Origin of the sequence: Mycobacterium gordonae (assembly GCF_001417955.2) — a bacterium.
Lineage (GTDB): Bacteria > Actinomycetota > Actinomycetes > Mycobacteriales > Mycobacteriaceae > Mycobacterium > Mycobacterium gordonae_B.
Window position 1 is genome coordinate 136,216 of record NZ_LKTM01000361.1, and the last position, 14,677, is coordinate 150,892.

At 66.3% G+C, this 14,677-nt stretch carries 14 protein-coding genes and 1 pseudogene; 7 read left to right on the forward strand and 8 right to left on the reverse strand.

The window, feature by feature from the left end:
- Nucleotides 1-3 precede the first annotated feature (3 nt).
- Nucleotides 4-444 carry an SRPBCC family protein gene (locus AO501_RS29235; RefSeq protein WP_055581049.1) on the forward strand — a complete coding sequence of 147 codons (441 nt, stop codon included), beginning with the start codon at nt 4-6 and terminating at the stop codon, nt 442-444.
- 121 nt (nt 445-565) lie between these two features.
- On the forward strand, nt 566-1,351 hold the full coding sequence (locus AO501_RS29240) for an SDR family NAD(P)-dependent oxidoreductase (protein WP_055581050.1): 786 nt from the start codon (nt 566-568) through the stop codon (nt 1,349-1,351).
- Here AO501_RS29240 and AO501_RS29245 read toward each other — a convergent pair whose 3' ends face one another.
- Nucleotides 1,352-2,611 (reverse strand): serine/threonine-protein kinase, encoded by a 1,260-nt coding sequence (locus AO501_RS29245; protein WP_231752645.1) that lies wholly within the window; start codon nt 2,609-2,611, stop codon nt 1,352-1,354.
- 19 nt (nt 2,612-2,630) lie between these two features.
- Here AO501_RS29245 and AO501_RS29250 point away from each other — a divergent pair, with 19 nt between their 5' ends.
- The gene (locus AO501_RS29250; RefSeq protein ID WP_055581051.1) at nt 2,631-3,815 is read left to right on the forward strand and encodes an acyl-CoA dehydrogenase family protein; all 1,185 of its coding nucleotides are present in this window, start codon (nt 2,631-2,633) and stop codon (nt 3,813-3,815) included.
- Between the two features lie 85 nt (nt 3,816-3,900).
- Here the strand turns inward: AO501_RS29250 and AO501_RS29255 are convergent, their stop codons facing one another.
- The gene (locus AO501_RS29255) at nt 3,901-4,794 is read right to left on the reverse strand and encodes a haloalkane dehalogenase (RefSeq protein WP_055581052.1); all 894 of its coding nucleotides are present in this window, start codon (nt 4,792-4,794) and stop codon (nt 3,901-3,903) included.
- A 121-nt stretch (nt 4,795-4,915) separates the two neighbouring features.
- Here AO501_RS29255 and AO501_RS36465 point away from each other — a divergent pair, with 121 nt between their 5' ends.
- Nucleotides 4,916-5,650: a 3'(2'),5'-bisphosphate nucleotidase CysQ gene (locus tag AO501_RS36465; protein WP_082658912.1), complete on the forward strand. Its 735-nt coding sequence runs from the start codon at nt 4,916-4,918 to the stop codon at nt 5,648-5,650.
- A gap of 156 nt (nt 5,651-5,806) precedes the next feature.
- Here AO501_RS36465 and AO501_RS39755 read toward each other — a convergent pair.
- From AO501_RS39755 to AO501_RS29275, 3 genes and pseudogenes are all read right to left on the reverse strand, one after another.
- Nucleotides 5,807-7,012: pseudogene (locus tag AO501_RS39755) on the reverse strand (MFS transporter); the annotation flags it as partial.
- A complete protein-coding gene (locus AO501_RS29270) occupies nt 7,009-8,253 on the reverse strand; it encodes a hypothetical protein (protein ID WP_055581055.1) in 1,245 nt (414 codons plus the stop codon). The pseudogene AO501_RS39755 and the gene AO501_RS29270, both read right to left, overlap by 4 nt.
- Before the next feature lie 55 nt (nt 8,254-8,308).
- On the reverse strand, nt 8,309-9,130 hold the full coding sequence (locus tag AO501_RS29275) for a hypothetical protein (RefSeq protein WP_231752646.1): 822 nt from the start codon (nt 9,128-9,130) through the stop codon (nt 8,309-8,311).
- Between the two features lie 95 nt (nt 9,131-9,225).
- Here AO501_RS29275 and AO501_RS29280 point away from each other — a divergent pair, with 95 nt between their 5' ends.
- Nucleotides 9,226-9,753, forward strand: coding sequence for a PadR family transcriptional regulator (locus AO501_RS29280; protein ID WP_055581107.1), 528 nt, complete (start codon nt 9,226-9,228; stop codon nt 9,751-9,753).
- Here the strand turns inward: AO501_RS29280 and AO501_RS29285 are convergent.
- Together AO501_RS29285 and AO501_RS29290 are read right to left on the reverse strand one after the other, a co-directional pair.
- Entirely contained in the window at nt 9,743-10,195 is a 453-nt protein-coding gene (locus AO501_RS29285; protein WP_055581108.1) for a DUF417 family protein, read from the reverse strand. The two genes, AO501_RS29280 and AO501_RS29285, sit on opposite strands and share 11 nt — an antisense overlap.
- 32 nt (nt 10,196-10,227) lie before the next feature.
- Nucleotides 10,228-11,487, reverse strand: a complete 1,260-nt coding sequence (locus tag AO501_RS29290) for a MalY/PatB family protein (protein ID WP_055581109.1) — start codon at nt 11,485-11,487, stop codon at nt 10,228-10,230.
- An 80-nt stretch (nt 11,488-11,567) separates the two neighbouring features.
- Here AO501_RS29290 and AO501_RS29295 point away from each other — a divergent pair, with 80 nt between their 5' ends.
- Both AO501_RS29295 and AO501_RS29300 read left to right on the forward strand, forming a co-directional pair.
- Nucleotides 11,568-12,446 carry a hypothetical protein gene (locus tag AO501_RS29295; RefSeq protein ID WP_055581056.1) on the forward strand — a complete coding sequence of 293 codons (879 nt, stop codon included), beginning with the start codon at nt 11,568-11,570 and terminating at the stop codon, nt 12,444-12,446.
- A 140-nt stretch (nt 12,447-12,586) separates the two neighbouring features.
- Nucleotides 12,587-13,654 carry a dihydrodipicolinate reductase gene (locus AO501_RS29300; protein WP_231752647.1) on the forward strand — a complete coding sequence of 356 codons (1,068 nt, stop codon included), beginning with the start codon at nt 12,587-12,589 and terminating at the stop codon, nt 13,652-13,654.
- Between the two features lie 71 nt (nt 13,655-13,725).
- Here the strand turns inward: AO501_RS29300 and AO501_RS29305 are convergent, their stop codons facing one another.
- Nucleotides 13,726-14,571, reverse strand: a complete 846-nt coding sequence (locus AO501_RS29305) for an SDR family oxidoreductase (protein WP_055581058.1) — start codon at nt 14,569-14,571, stop codon at nt 13,726-13,728.
- Between the last annotated feature and the right edge of the window lie 106 nt (nt 14,572-14,677).

Below are 14,677 nucleotides of genomic sequence, written 5' to 3' on the forward strand. Positions count from 1 at the left end.
CCCATGGTTCAGATTCACGTGCAGCGAACGATTGCCGCACCCTTGGAACAAGTCTTCGACTGGCTGGCCGATCCGGCCAATCTGGTTGCGGCGCCGCTGGTTTTGAAGTCCGCATGGACGAAGGACACCAAGGGGCCCGGTGTCGGCGCCGTTCGTGAGGTACTGGGCACCGGCATGTGGTTCCGGGAGGACATCACCGCCTATGACCGCCCGAACAGCTACACCTACCTGATCGTGCGGTCGGTCCCGGCCTTCAATCATGACGGCGGCACCCTGACGTTCACCTCGTCCGGGGACGGCACCCACGTCGACTGGCTCACCAATTACACCCACCCGGGCTATGCGGGAGGCAAGTTGATGGAGAAGGTCAGCCGACCGCTGCTGCGATGGAACTTCCTCGCCATCCTGGCAGCTTGCGACAAAGCGCTTGTGAGTCAGCTGTGAAAGTGCATTTTCGGTTGGAAAAACTCGAAACCTCGCGGGGATGCGGTGTAGGACTACCCCTACCTGCCCAATGCGATTGCCGAGGGGTCAGCCGTATTGGCAGGACAGCTCGGGAGCGCCAGTGAGCGCCCAACGCGCCCAGGGGCGCACTTTTGTGGTGACCGGCGCCGCGTCGGGCATCGGCCTGGCGACCGCCCGGCGACTGCTGGACGAAGGCGGCACCGTCATCGGCGCCGATCTGGCGTCGCCGCCGGAACTGGGTCCGCGATTCCACTTCGTGACCGCCGACGTCAGCGACGAGACCGCGGTCGCCGCGATCTTTGCCGCAGTACCCGACCGTTTAGACGGGGTGGTGCACTCCGCCGGGGTGGCCGGCGGCGGTCCGGTACACCTGCTTCCGCAGTCCGAATGGGACCGGGTCATCAGGATCAACCTCACCGCCACGTTCCTGGTGGCCAAAGCCGCGTTGGCCAGAATGATCGGGCAACCCCGGGAAGCCGGCGAACGCGGCTCCATCGTGACACTGGCCAGCGTCGAGGGCCTGGAAGGCACCGCCGGCGGCAGTTCGTATAACGCGGCCAAGGGGGGCGTCGTGCTGCTGACCAAGAACATCGCACTCGACTACGGGCCGAGCGGCATCCGGGCCAATGCGATCTGCCCCGGTTTCATCGAAACACCGCTTGCTGAAAGTGTTTTCGGCATCCCCGGGATGGAGGGCCCGCGGGCGGCGATCACCAGGGAACACGCCCTGCAGCGGCTGGGCCGACCCGAGGAGGTGGCGGCGATGGCAGCTTTTCTGTTGTCCACCGACGCCTCGTTCGTGTCGGGCCAGGCCATCGCGGTCGACGGCGGCTACCTGGCCGGCCGCGACCATGAGGTGGTCAAGTTGTTCGGCCTGCCCGACTGATCAGTCGCCCTTCGGGCCCTTCGGCTTCTTGCCGGGTTTGCCGGGGGGCGCCTGCGGCGGCGGCGCTGGTTCCGGCGTGCTGGCAATCGCCGACGTCTCGGTCGTCGGCGGCGGCAGCGGCGTCGTCGTGCCGACCGGCGCCGGTGGTGGTGCGGAGAAGGGTGCGCCGAGCGCCATCAGCATGATCACCAGCAGGAGCACGGCGACGATAGCGGCAGCCCACAGCTTGCGACTTACCCGTGTCGGCTCGGATTCCACCGGGATATACGCGGAGGTGCCCGCCGGCGTGGGCATGACCCGCGTGCGATTGGGTATCGGTGCCGGGCGGGGAGCTGGGGCGTTCAGTGCCTCGCGCATGGCGCCCGCCTGGTAGAACCGCGCGGCTGGGTTGCGTGTCATCGCCCGCTCGAACACCGCCGCCAGCTCCGGTCGCACATCGGGGCGCAGCGCGGCGATCGGCGGTGGCGTTTCATGCAAGATCGCGTTCGCCAGCGCCGGGAACGCCTGCTGAGGGAACGGCCTGCGCCCGGTCAGAGCCTCGTAGCCCACCACGCCGACGGCATAAAGATCGTCGGCCGGTGTGGCCGGCTTCCCGGCCAGCCGGTCCGGGCTCAGGTACGCCATGGTGCCGACGACATGGCCCGTCATGGTGTGCGCGCCACCGGCCGTCTTGGCGATGCCGAAATCCGCGAGCTTGGCTTCGCCGGCGGCGGTGAACAGGATGTTGCCGGGCTTGACGTCGCGGTGCAGAATTCCGGCGTCGTGTGCCGAGGCGAGCGCGGCGAGCACAGAGTTGAGCACCGTCTTGACGAACGGTTGCGGGAGCGGGCCGCGCGCGATGTGGTCGGCCAGCGACACGCCGGGCAGCCGCTCCATCACGATGAACGGCAGCCCCTGGTGTTCGCCGACATCGTGGACGATCACGATGTTCGAACTGCTGAGAGCGGCGGTCGCCCGCGCCTCCGTCTCGAATCGCAGCCGGGTGTCAGGCCCCTCCTCGTCGCCCGGACCCGATTGCAGCAGCTTGATCGCCACTGGGCGGCTCAGCTTGAGGTCCCAACCTTCGCGGACTTCGGACATGCCGCCACGGCCCAGGACCTTGCCCAGTTCGTAGCGACCACTGAGTACGCCGAGCGGCTGAGTCAGCGTTTCGCGATACTCCATCGTCATTTCTCTTCTCAAATAACCACGGATGTTCGCGCCGAAACTTGTGGCGTACGGTCGACGTGTCGTTAGTCGGGGCCCGGCAGTGGTCGGCATTCGCGATGGGAAATCACCAATGACGTCGACAACCGAGGTAGGTGGTCAGGTCGTCTCACTCGCCCGCGGCATGCGGGATCTGGTGCGGGCCGAGGCGGGTGAATCCGAACAGCTGCGCACCCTGACCGGCGCCGTGGTCGAGGAGATGTGGGACTGCGGGCTGATGACCGCGCTGAGCCCTGCCGAGGCCGGTGGCATCGAGCCCTCGCTCGCCGAGATGATCGATACCTGGATCGAAATGGCTTGGCAGGACGGCTCTTTCGGATGGATCGGGATCGCCAACCTGCCGTCCAGATTTGCCGCGGCCAGCTACCTCGACGACGAAGGTTTCGCCGAGGTGTTCACCGCGCACGACAACCACGTCACCATGGGCGGCCAGTTCTTCCCCAACGGGCAGGGCGTCGTCGTCGACGGCGGGTACCGGCTGAGCGGATCATGGAGCTTCGGCTCGGGCACCGGCCATTCGCAGTACGTGGCCGCCGGTTTCTTCCCGATGGACAACGGCGAGATGCGCTGGGTCAGCGAGGGCATTCCCGACATGCAGGTGGCCCTGGTGCCCCGGGAGGAGATTCAGTTCAACGACGGTTGGCACGTACAGGGCCTCAAGGGCACGGGTTCCTACGACTACAGCGCCCAGGACGTGTTCGTACCGGGCAGCAGGACGTTCGGGCTCTTCGACCGCCGGCCCTACCGGGGGAAGTCGCCGGCCGCGCACATGGGATTGATGCCGGTGACCGCCGCCGGTCATGCCTCGTGGGCGCTGGGGGTGGCCAAGAGCATGCTCGACGACGTCGCGGAACTGGCCGCGACCAAATACCGGATGAGCGACATGGCGTCGTTGGCCAGCCGCCCGACCTTTCAGAAGGGTCTGGCACACCATGTGTCGGCCTGGCGGGCGGCCCGGCTGCTGGTGCTGGACGCGTTCGGCGCCGCTGAGGCCGCCGTCGCGGACGGCGACGAACTCAGTCCGATGCTGCGGGCGGACATGCGTGCCGCCGCCGTCTTCGCCACCGACATATCGCGCGAGTGCGCGGAGTGGGCGCATCTGGTGGCGGGGACCAGCTCGATCCGCGAAGGCAGTCGTCTGGAACGGGCCTTCCGTGACATCTACACCGGTACGCAGCACGCCTTCATCAGCGAGAAGGTCGCCATGGACTCGGCGCAGATCTGGCTCGGCATCATCGAGGACCAGTTCGGGCTCTGAGTATCGGCCCCTGTTGCGCCGAGCGTGACCTGAGGGCGCAAAAAGGCCCGAATTCTCGCCCTGGGTTCACGCTGGGCGCACGGGTTCACCGCCAGGTCAGGATGCGTTCGGCGAGTTCCGGTCCGCTGTCCTCCTGAATGAAGTGGCTGGCGTTGATCCGGGCGTGCGGCTGCCCCTTCGCGCCGGGGATGTGCTCGATGAGCGGACGGTCGGCCTTTCCGAGGATCGGGTCTCGATCTCCGAAGATGGCCAGGCACGGCTTCTCCCACCGGCCCAGCGCGTCCCAGGCGGCCCGGTTGGCGGGTATCGCGGGATCCTCGGGCGAGGTCGGCACCAGCTGCGGGAACGCGCGGGCGCCGGCCTGGTACTTCTTGCCGGGGAACGGCGCGTCGTAACCGGCGCGCACGCGGGCCGGAACCTTGCGGACGGTGCCGACCGCGACGATGCGGCCCGCCGACAGCATCGGGGTGTAACGGGCGAACGCGCGCCAGATGTAGAACGCGGGCGGTGTTCGCCGGGTCGCGGTGGGCAGGAACCCGTTGGCCACCACCAGTCGCGCGATGCGGTCGCTCTGCTCGGCGGCGATGCGCAGCCCGATCAGCGATCCCCAGTCCTGTACGACCAGCGTCACCTCGCGCAGGTCGAGCTTCTCGAACCACGACGTCACCCACTCCACGTGCCGCAGATAGGTGTAATCCGCTCTGTTCGCCGGCTTGTCGGACTTTCCGAACCCGATCAGATCCGGTGCCAGCACGCGGTGCCCCGCGCCGGACAACGGCGGGACCATGGTGCGATACAGGTAGCTCCAGGTGGGTTCGCCGTGCACCAGCACGATGGGGGAGCCTGTCGGCGGCCCCTCATCGACGTAGTGCATGCGCAGCGACGGGGTGTCGCTGGCCGTGACGTCGACGTAGTGCGGCGCGAACGGGTAGCCCTCCAGATTCTCGAAGCGGGAGTCCGGGGTTCGCAGGACGTCCATGGCGTTGCTCCTTTGCGTTGACCGCGCGTGTTCACCACCGGTGATATCGCACCATGCGTAGCCGGGTAAAGTCGGTTAACGTAGCCAACATTTCCCCGGACAGGTGAGGGACCCGCTTGCCATGAATGACCATGCACTGGCCGCCCAGTTGGCCTCCGAAGCCGGCCGGCTGCTGCTCGGGGTTCGCGCGGAGTTCGCCGAAGCCGACCCAAGCGAGCGTAAAGCCGCGGGGGACAAGCGATCTCACGACTTTCTAATGGAGGCGCTGGGCCGGCAGCGCCCTGAGGACGCGGTGTTGTCCGAGGAGGGCGCCGACGACCCGGTGCGGTTGCGCAGCGAGCGGGTGTGGATCGTCGACCCGCTGGACGGCACCAGGGAATTCTCCGAGCTCGACCGCGAGGACTGGGCGGTGCATGTCGCGCTGTGGGAGTCCGGCGAGCTCGTCGCCGGCGCGGTCGCGCTGCCCGCGCAGGGGGTCACCCTGGCGACACCGGACGTCCTGCCGCCGCCCGAGGCTTCGGACAAGCCGCGCATCGTGGTGTCGCGCACTCGCCCGCCCGCGATCGCGCTGGCCGTCCGCGACGCGCTGGACGGGCAGTTGGTCGAAATGGGCTCGGCGGGAGCCAAAGTGGCGTCCATCGTGCAGGGTTTGTCAGACGTCTACGTGCACGCCGGCGGCCAGTACGAGTGGGACTCGGCCGCACCGGTCGCGGTCGCGCGGGCCGCGGGACTGCACACCTCCCGCATCGACGGGTCGCCGCTGGTGTACAACCGGTCCGACCCCAAGCTGCCCGACTTGGTGGTGTGTCGCCCCGAACTCGCCGAGTCGGTGCTGGCCGTCACCCGCCGGTCCTGAGCGGCGCTCTGCGGATTGCGAAGGAAGGCAACGGGTTCCGGTCAGGGTGACGACCGCGGCGGCGACGACGACCGTGACCCAGGGCAGCGCCGACGGCAGGTGCGCCAAGGCGGCCAGTGCGGAACCGGCGCCGCATACGGCTATTCCCATGGCCTGGCCGACCTGACGTGCGGTCGCGGCGAAGGCGCCGCTGGCACCCGCGTACTCGACCGGCAGCTCGGACATGGCCAGTGCGTTGGTCGGGGTGTTGGCCATCCCCATCCCCGCGCCGAGAACGGCGGCGACGGCGCTGACCAACGCGGTGCCGGCACTGATGGCGACGAGCACGGCGACGGCGGCGCTGGATGCCAGCATGAGTAGCCCGGCGGCGATGACGGCCTGAAACGGCCCGGACCGAGCCATGATGGCCGGTGAAATCCGGGCGCCCAGCGCGTATCCCACCGCCAGCGGGACCAGGGCCGCGCCGGCTGTCAACACCGAAAGATGCCGGCTTGCCTGAAAATAACTGGTCGCCAGCAGAAAGATGGCGCCGCCGACGCAGAAGTAGTTGCCGATCGCCACCGACATCGCGGCCCGGAATTCGCGAGAGTGGTAGGCCTGCTGCGGGATTGGGAAGCGGCCGACCCGTCGGCGCCGTATCGCCAGGCAGGCCGACACCATGGTCACACCGACGAACAGACTGGCGGCCATGGCCAGATGGCGCTGCCCGACGGCGATGAAACCGCCGATCATTCCGAACATCACCACACCCAGTGCAGCGATGCCCGTCCAGTCGTGGCTCGGGGAATTGCGCACCGGAGTGGACGGCAGGAACGCGACAGCCAGCACCGCGAAGACCGCGGCCAGGAGCGCGGTTGCCAGGGGCAGTATGCGCCAGCCCATGGTTCCGGAAATGAACCCTCCGGCCAGTGGCCCGCTGGCCATACCGAGACCGACGACCGTGCCCCAGGCGCCGGTGAATCGCTGCAGTTCCCGCGGAGTGCGAGCGAGCACCCGGACCATGGCCAACCCGACCGGCACCAGGATCGACGCGCCGACTCCCGCCACCACCCGCGCCGCGATCAGCGCAATGGCGTTGGGCGACATGGCCGTAAGAACCGATCCAACGATGTAGACGAGCAGTCCGGCCACCAGCAGATTGCGTTTGTCGAGTCGATCGCCGAGGGCGCCGGCCACGAAATAGAGGGCGGCCAGTGTCAGGATGAAACCGTTCAGGACCCATTGGCCCTGGGCGAGGGTGGCCGGCAGAGTGTCGCGAATCTGCGTCAAAGCCACCTGATACGCGGTGGTGTCGATGTTGATGATGAACGTCGACAGACTGCAGACGGCGACCGCGAGGCCCCGATGACGGATGCTGATCATGATGCGGTAGCTCCCACCGGTTGGCCCTCGACGGTGCGGGACAGGGTGTCAAAGCCCATGCGCCGCCGCACCGTGCACTTGTCAGCGAGCACTTCGGACCCGCAACTTTCCACCATTGCCTTCACCTGATGGGCCAGTCCGAGGTTGTCGGTCAAGGTCACTTCGCCGGCGGGCGTGACGATGTAAGGGGTGTCTTCCATACCCGACCGGATCACGTCGACCTCGCTGTCGGCCTGAGCGGCATAGCAGGCCAGCCGTTCCATCGGACCCGCGAGTTGCCCTTTACGCGAACCGAATTCGAGTGCCTTGACATGCGCCTGCGCGTGCTGCGGCAGGACGGCGGCACCCGCGGAGATGGTGACGTTGCGGACCCGTCGGCCGGACAGGTCGTATTCCAGCGACTTGGCCAGCGACACCGCCCGGCGGAATTCGGCATAGTTCTCCGGGAAAGGGAAGCGCGGTGAGAAGCCGAACAGCAGTGTGATGTTGAGCTGACCTTCGGAGCCCAGTCCGATCAAGGGATTTTCGGTGGCAAAGCGGGTCATGGCGTAACTGCGGTCCAGCTGGACCCATTCCACCTCGTGCAGCAGGTGTAGCCGACGACGTGCGTCTATGGCTTTGCGGTACACCTCGAACTGGGTGTGCGGCGAGGTGCTGCCGTAGTTGGCGCCCCCGGAGGTGGAATGCACGTCGAGCCCGGCTTCGCTGTCCCGCGTCGACGGGACATGATGACGGACCAGGCGCGCGAACTCGGGCCGCGATGCCGCCTCGATGCCGATGCCGTGGCCGTTGCGCTCCATGTCGAGAACGACCTGCAGCTCCACAGCGGCCTGACTGGTCACGAAGTGGGCGCCGCCGAGGTGCAGCGGCAACGCCGCCTGACTGATGCGCTCCCACTCCCCATGCCGCTGGATAGCCTCTTTGACTTCGACTCCGTTGCGGCTGGCGCCGAAGCTGATCAGCATTCCCGGCAGCCGGTCCTGAACCGCGAGGCTCACCTCCCAGTAGAGCGAGTTGGCGGTGCTCTGCTCCTGCGTCACCGGGTTACGCGCGTGGTAGTGGTAGTAGCGGACGCCGATGTCGAACAGTGCGGCAGCCTCAGCGACGAGTTGGCCCACGTCGGACTTGATGGTCTGCCCTTGGGAAACCAGATCGATGAACGGGTTACCGGTCTTGGCATGGTTGCGCGGAGTGAACTTCGCGCCCGTTACCGCTGACCCGAGGATGATGTCGCCTCGCATCGGAATCTCCTTAATATTCAGGTAGTAGCTACTGGTTGCCGGAGTGCTCGATTCGTCAGATCTTGGCGAGGATTCCGGACACGACGCTGCCGCCCGCGATCATTGCGATGGCCACGGCGACGCCGATCGATCCGGTGATCAGCCCCACGACTCCCGCGGTGACGACGAAACCGGGCAGCCAGTCGATGATCTGCAATACCGAGGGCACATCCGCTTCCTCGCCGTTGTCGAGGGCGAACATCGCCGAGGCGTAGTCCGGATAGAACTCGGTGAACGCGACGGCGAAGAAGATGGCCGCCAGTTGCAGGATCCAGCCCGTCCAGAAGTTCTCGGGGTCGTGCAGGATCCAGTTGCCGGCCAGGCCGATTCCGGCGGCGAAGGTGAACGCACCCGCCCATACGCCGGTGATCACGTTGTTGATCCGCTTGAACAGTGGGCTGTGCCAATGCTCCTCAGGTGTGCTGTCTTTGGCGTAGGCCAGCGTGAACGGCCGGCCGATTAGCAGAGTCAGCCACGCGAACATCGCCAGCGCGACGTTGGTCAGCTCGCCGGACCACATCTCCAGAAACCGGATCACCGCCGCGTCGGCGAACAGGCCGACCACGGCCAGCGTCGCGAAAACCACCGCGCCGAAGACTTCCAGTGCGTGAGTCTTCACGCCGCGAAGCAGCCCGACCAGCATCACCAGCACCGAGAAGCCGAGTGCGGACAGCACCGCGATCTCGAAGTGGCCCGGCGTGGCGAGGATGGACAGCAGCGCCCACGGCGCAATGCCGGCGAACGGTGACGTGAGGAACCCATCCAGGATGCGCGTGATGCGGTTCGTGCTCTCCTGCGACGGCTGCGCGCCGCGGTTGACGTGTGCTGGCTGTGTCATGGTCAGCTCCTTGATCTTGACATTCCTAAATTGACATGTCGATACTGACATGACGGTCAGTGACATGTCAATTGTGGAAGGTTAAGATGGGTCTCGTGAGTTTGCGACATGCTGCGCTGGGCCTGCTGTCCCAGGAGCCGGGAAGCGGCTATGACCTGCTAAAACGGTTCAAAGAGTCGATGGACAACATGTGGCCGGCAACGCAGAGCCAGCTGTACGGCGAGCTCAACAAACTCGCCGCCGCGGGGCTGATCACCGTGTCCGACCTGGGGCCACGGGGCCGCAAGGAGTATGCGATCACGGATGCGGGGCGTGCGGAGCTGCATCGGTGGATGTTGTCGCCGGAGGAGGATCCGCCGATCCGCAACGCCGCATTGTTGCGGGTTTACCTGCTCGGCGAACTGAAGCCGGATGAGGCACGTGAGTACCTGCAGTCGTTGCTGTCACTGTCCGAGCGCGAGCATGCGCACTATGCCTCGATCCTCGAGGCGCACGACTGGACGGCCGACGACGCCTTCTTCGCCCGTGCCGCGCTCGAGCAAGGGCTGCGCTGGACGCAGCACGAGATCGAATGGGCTAACTGGGTGATCGACGGCCTGAACAAGCGCGGACTCAAGTCCTAGACAGGGCATCGCCCAACGTCCAGACCGCGACACCCAGCAGCACAACATCTTTGAGTAGAAACTGACCCGGCTGGGCCGTCAGCACAGGCACACCCGCCGCATGCGCGGCGACCAACCCTGGCGCGGTGAACAGGAAACTCAATGTGCCCAGGAATAATACGATTGCCAGGGCGCTGCCCACCGCTGAAGTTCTCGGCCACACCGGGCGGACCGCAATAAGCACTGCCGCAACGATTTCCAACGATCCCAACGTCCGCGCGACCGTCGCCACGCCGGCGTAGTCGTAGATCCAGCTCATCAACGGGCTGTGCTCGATCAGCACGCGGGATTCCATCTTCACGTACTTGCCGAACCCGATCCAGGCCAACACCAGTACCAGTCCGTAGCGACTGATCAGCGCGCCGACATGTTCGACCCGGGAGCCGCGGTAGGTGGAGTGCACGCTGTCGTAGACGGAGTACGGGTGCCGCGGGTTCAACGTTCGGCGGCGTCCCGGTCGGTTAGCGATTGCTGCATCCGTAGTACGGCCTCGGTCAGAATCGCCTGGGAGGTGGCGAAGTTCAGGCGCACGTGTCCGGCGCCGCCGGTGCCGAACACGTGGCCGGAGCTGAGGGCTACCCGAGCGTGATCACGGAACCAGCGGGCCGGTCCGGACAGGTCTGATACCACCTTGATGCCCTCGACGTGCTCGTCGTCGAAGCCGAGTTCGCGGCAGTCCAACCATGCCAGATAGGTGCCCTGCGGGCGCAGCAGCCGGACGCCGGGAAGATGTTTCTGCACTAAATGTTCCAGTAGCGTGCGGTTTTCGTCGAGGCCGAGCAACAGCGCGTCGAGCCAGTCCCCGGCGTCGCGGAAGGCCGCGGTGTGGGCGATGAGGCCCAGATGACTGGCGCCGTGGCCGACTTCTTCTGGCATGCGCCGCAATTCGGCCGCGGACTCCGGACCCGCGATGGCCAGCGCTGCCTTGAGCCCGGCGAGATTCCACGCCTTGGACGCCGACGTCAGTGCCAACGCGTTCTCGGCTCCGGGGACGCTGAGGTACGGCGTGAAATGGGCGCCCGGCAAAACAAGCGGCGCGTGTATCTCGTCGGCAACGACTCTGATGTCGTACTGTCTGGCCAGTTCGGCTATGGTTTGCAGTTCCTCGGCGGTGTGCACGGCGCCCGTCGGGTTGTGCGGATTGCACAGCAGATAGCCGACTTTGCCGTTCGGACCGGCCTGGGTGCGGGTCCGGATGAAGGCATCTTTCAGCGCGTCGAAATCGATTCGCCCGTCGGCGCCCAGCGGGGCTTCGGCGACGGTCCGGCCGTCATGAGAGACGAACGCGTAAAACGGCGCGTAGACAGGCGAGTTGACGATGACGGTATCGCCACGATCGGTGACCAGGCGCAGCATCTCGACGACACCCAGCATCACGTCGGGCACCACCCGGGTGCGGCCGACCGACAGACCGTCCCATTGCCAACGCCGCGTGGCGAATTCGCTGACCGCCTGCGCGTAGCCCTTGCCGTGCGGGTAGCCGGTGTCGCCGGCGTCGACGGCGCGGTGAATGGCCTGGGCCACCTCGGGTGCGAGATTGACGTCCATCTCGGCGACCCACAGCGGCAGCACATCTTCCGGGTACGCGCGCCACTTCATGCTGGTGCGGCGGCGCAGCTGTTCCAGCCCCACCTCCTCGAGCGGGTTCCCTTCCCTGCGCGAGAAGTCGCAAACTCGCACTGTTTCGTCGCCCATCATGCGATTTTGCGTCTGCTCGGCGGCGGTGTCCACAGGGGTGACTGGCCGGTTGGAAGTGGTCTGAGCATGCTCACGCTGTGCTTGCCGACGCGATAGCGCTCCTGGAGCAGTGCGGGGGAGTTGCCACAACCGCTCAGGTCTTGACGGTGATGACTCGCCAGCAACTCGACGTTGCGGTGAAAGCGGGCCGCATACACAAGGTCTGGCACGGGATCTACGCAGCCCAGGACCCAAATCTGTTGGAGCGCTTGAGCGCACTGGATCTCTTCGCCGGACGGCGGGTGGTCGTGTGTATGGGGACTGCGGCCGGCTCGTACGGGTTCGATACGGAAAACACCTTGAAGATTCACGTGCTGGACCCCGGCATTCGCATGCGTCCCACTGTCGGCCTGATGGTTCATCAGCGTACCGGGGCGCGGCTGCAACGGATCTCCGATCGCCTGGCAACGGCACCGGCTTGGACGGCGGTTGAGGTCGCCCGGGAGTTGCGGCGTCCGCGGGCGTTGGCGACGCTGGATGCCGCATTGCGTTCGAGGTATTGCAGTCGCGAAGACCTCGAGTGCGCGGTTGCCGAGCAGAAGGGCCGCCGCGGCATCGTCGCCGTGCGCGGCCTGTTGCCCTTTGCGGACGGACGCGCCGAGTCAGCGATGGAAAGCGAGGCCCGGCTGGTCATGATCGACTACGGGTTACCGCTTCCCGAACTTCAGTACGAGATCCGTGGCGTCGACGGCGAGCTCTTCCGCGTCGACTTCGCCTGGCCCGAGCTGCGGCTGGCCGCCGAGTACGAAAGCATCGGCTGGCATTCGGGCCGCGTCGCGATGCTCAGGGACAAGGAGAGGTGGGGCCTGGTCCAAGAGGTCGGATGGACGATCATCCCGATCGTGGTCGACGACGTCCGGCTGTATCCGGCGCGCCTCGCCGAGCGGATCCGCAGCCACCTCAACCGCGCGGCGTAGCGTCGGCCGGCGAGCAGTCGCAAACTCGCACATTTTGCGGACAAAACGTGCGAGTTTGCGACTGCTCGCGCAGCCCGCGTTACCCCGCAGGGCTCGGGGAGTGCCATTGATCGGAACAAAGGTTAGGTTATGGTGCAGTGGTGTCAACGCGCGTCGTCGTATGGTCCACCGGGGGTGTCGGGTCCAACGCGATCGAGGCCGTCCGGATTAGGCCCGATCTGGAACTCGTTGGCGTGTGGGTGCATTCACCGGACAAGGTGGGCAGGGACGCGGGCGAGCTCGCCGGCGGCGAGCCGCTGGGACTCCGTGCGACCGATGACGCGGAGGAGTTGATCGCATTAAAACCCGATTGCGTGATCTACGCCGCCAGCGGTCCCGAGCGCGACGCCGCCGCGATACCGGACTACCTGCGACTGCTGTCCGCCGGCATCAATGTGGTGTCGACGTCGTCGACGAGTTTGGTGTACCCGCCGTCGTACTTTTCTCCGCAGTGGCGCGATGAGCTGCAGCAGGCGGCGCTCGCCGGTGGGGCGTCGTTCTATGCCTCGGGTATTTTTCCCGGCTTCGCCTCCGACCAACTCGCTTTGCTGCTGACCACCCAGTCCAGGAGCATCCGTCGTATCACGGTCAGCGAGGTGTCGCTGAATGACCACTATCCGGTCGCCGATGTGATGGTGAACGGCATGGGTTTCGGCCGCCCGCTGGATTTCGAGCCGATGCTCAAGACGCCCGGGTTCATCGAATTGGCTTGGAAAGCACCGCTATACCTGATCGCCGAAGGACTGCAGGTCGAGATCGAAGAGGTGCGTGGCACCCTGGACCGCCAGCTGACCGCTCGCGATATCGAGGTCGCGTTCGGCACCATTCCCGCGGGCGCCTGCGGCGCCGTGCGGACGCGCGCCGCCGCGGTGGTCAACGGCCGGGAAGTGATCGTGATCGAGCACGTGATCCGGATGGCGCGCGATGTCGCACCCGACTGGCCGGCTTCGGACAGCGACGCCACCTATCGCGTCGACATCGAGGGCGATCCCGACGTGCACTGCGTGCTGACGCTCGGCGCGGCCGAAGGGCATGGTGCCGGGCATGCGGCGATGTCGGCCACCGCCATGCGCGTGGTCAATGCCCTCCCGTATGTCGTCGAGGCGCCACCCGGTCTGCTCAGTTCGCTGGATCTGCCGCCGACCCTGCCGCGGCATGTGGTCGCTTAACCCCCGCCCAGCAGACGCAAAGTCGCCCTGGAACGCCTGTTCCAGGGCGACTTTGCGTCTGCTTGCCGAACTCAGGCGAGCTGGACGCGGCCGGTGATCAGGTCCATGATCGCCTTGCCCGGGGCGAACGACCCGGTGATCGACGCCATGGCGTGACCCTGGTCGACGTTCAGCGTGATCCCGTTGACCGACGCCGCGGCATCACTGTTGAGCATGATCATGGCCTTGCCGATGTCCTCGGGCGTCAGCGTCGCGCTGCCGGTGTCATCGCGATAGTCCTGGGCGAAGGTCAGCCACAGGTCGGCGTTCGCCCGCGCCAGCGGGGTGTCGGTCGGCCCCGGGCAGACGGCGTTGATCCGCACACCCTTCTTCTGGAACGGATAACCCTGCCACGCGACGTAACCGTTGATCGCCTTCTTGCTGAACCCGTAGTGGATGATGCCCTGCGGTTCGCGCTCCGCACACCAGTCGTGGGCGGACTTGTAGTCCGGCGCGGCCAGGAAGTCCTGCACGAGTTCCAGGTCGTTCTCCCAGCCCATTCCGGCGACCGACGAGATGAAGCAGATGGCCGCGCCACGGGGGAGCAGGTCCTTATCGAACAGCCGCTCGATCAGATGCCGGTGCCCGATGAAGTTGACCCGCATCAGTTTTGGCCCGTCAGCCACACCGGCGGCGGAGAACAACTTGTGCACCGGCCCGTCCAGCTCGTCGACCGCACGGTCGATCGAGTCCGGGTCACTGAGGTCGAGTGAGATCACGCGATCGACGTCGAAGTCCAGGGGCGCGAAGTCCATCACGGTCACGTGCGCTCCGAGCGACTTCGCGATCTGTGCCGCCGCCGCGCCCATCCCGGTCGCGCCGCCGACCACCAGGACGCGCTTGCCCTCGTAGCCCAATAAGTCTGACGCCGTTGTCATCTTCAGCCCCTTATTCCCTGGTGGTTCGTGCCACGACGTTACAGTATCCGGACAAGATGTAAGTTTCAATCGCGGTGGTTGACCGTTGTCGCGGATCCCACGTAGC

Coding starts and splice junctions, on each gene's coding strand:
- AO501_RS29235 (WP_055581049.1), top strand. CDS start 4: ATGGTTCAGATTCACGTGCAGCGAACGATTGCCGCACCCTTGGAACAA.
- AO501_RS29245 (WP_231752645.1), bottom strand. CDS start 2,611: ATGCCGACCACTGCCGGGCCCCGACTAACGACACGTCGACCGTACGCC.
- AO501_RS29250 (WP_055581051.1), top strand. CDS start 2,631: ATGACGTCGACAACCGAGGTAGGTGGTCAGGTCGTCTCACTCGCCCGC.
- AO501_RS29255 (WP_055581052.1), bottom strand. CDS start 4,794: ATGGACGTCCTGCGAACCCCGGACTCCCGCTTCGAGAATCTGGAGGGC.
- AO501_RS36465 (WP_082658912.1), top strand. CDS start 4,916: ATGAATGACCATGCACTGGCCGCCCAGTTGGCCTCCGAAGCCGGCCGG.
- AO501_RS29270 (WP_055581055.1), bottom strand. CDS start 8,253: ATGCGAGGCGACATCATCCTCGGGTCAGCGGTAACGGGCGCGAAGTTC.
- AO501_RS29275 (WP_231752646.1), bottom strand. CDS start 9,130: ATGACACAGCCAGCACACGTCAACCGCGGCGCGCAGCCGTCGCAGGAG.
- AO501_RS29290 (WP_055581109.1), bottom strand. CDS start 11,487: ATGGGCGACGAAACAGTGCGAGTTTGCGACTTCTCGCGCAGGGAAGGG.
- AO501_RS29305 (WP_055581058.1), bottom strand. CDS start 14,571: ATGACAACGGCGTCAGACTTATTGGGCTACGAGGGCAAGCGCGTCCTG.